1 protein-coding gene and 1 pseudogene are annotated in these 866 nt (G+C 71.5%); both read left to right on the top strand.

Annotated elements, in window-relative coordinates:
* A pseudogene (locus A612_RS13870) lies at positions 1-315 on the top strand (tRNA uridine-5-carboxymethylaminomethyl(34) synthesis GTPase MnmE); the annotation flags it as partial.
* A gap of 94 nt (positions 316-409) precedes the next feature.
* Positions 410-866, top strand: a 457-nt coding sequence (locus A612_RS13865; RefSeq protein WP_420891033.1) for a Crp/Fnr family transcriptional regulator, incomplete at its 3' end; no start/stop codon positions are given.

Below are 866 nucleotides of genomic sequence, written 5' to 3'. Positions count from 1 at the left end.
GCCGCCGGCCTGCGGCTGTCGGCGCGCACCGGCGAGGGCCTGGATGCGCTGCGCCGCAGGCTGCTGCAGGTCGCCGGCTGGCAGAGCGCGCCCGAGGGCGTGTACATCGCGCGCGCACGCCACCTGCAGGCGCTGCGCGAGGTGGACGGCCACCTCATGGAGGCGGCGGCGCAGCTGCACGGCGCGCAGCCAGCGCTGGACCTGCTGGCCGAGGAGCTGCGGCTGGCGCAAAATGCCCTCAATCGCATCACCGGCGAGTTCGGCGCGGACGACCTGCTGGGGGTGATCTTCTCGCGCTTTTGCATCGGAAAATGAACGTGAACGCTTGCCACCGTCCCAAGGCGCACCCTGGCCTTCCCCGCTTGCGCGTGGCTGCCGGCCGCGCTACTTTCTGTCCGCCATGATCGACATGCCGCCTCCTTCCTCCCTCCCCAAGGCCGACCTGCGCGGCCTGATCGCCGCCATCGCCGCGGCCACTTCCGAGGACAGCCTGGGCAATGTCTTCCAGGCGCAGCAATGGGAGCTGGTGGCGCCTTACCTGCAGCCCATGCAGCTGGTCTCCGGCCAGGTGCTGTTCGCGCAGGGAGCGAGCGATCGCACGCTCTATTTCGTCGAGAGCGGCAGCCTGAGCGTGCATTACGAGGACGAGAAGGAGCGGCTGCGGCTGGCCATCGTGGGCCCGGGCTCCCTGGTCGGCGAAGGGGCCTTCTTCTCGCACCGCCCGCGCAGCGCCACGGTGCAAGCGGGCAGCGACGCGCGGCTGTGGGCCTTGCCGGCGCTGCGCTATGCGGAGCTGTGCAACCGCCAGCCGGCACTGGCGCTGCAGCTGGCCATGGCCGCCGGCGCGGTGCTGGCCAAGCGGCTGG

The organism is Melaminivora alkalimesophila (assembly GCF_000282995.1).
Classification (GTDB): Bacteria; Pseudomonadota; Gammaproteobacteria; order Burkholderiales; family Burkholderiaceae_C; genus Melaminivora; species Melaminivora alkalimesophila.
This window is presented reverse-complemented; position numbering and strand designations above follow the sequence as displayed.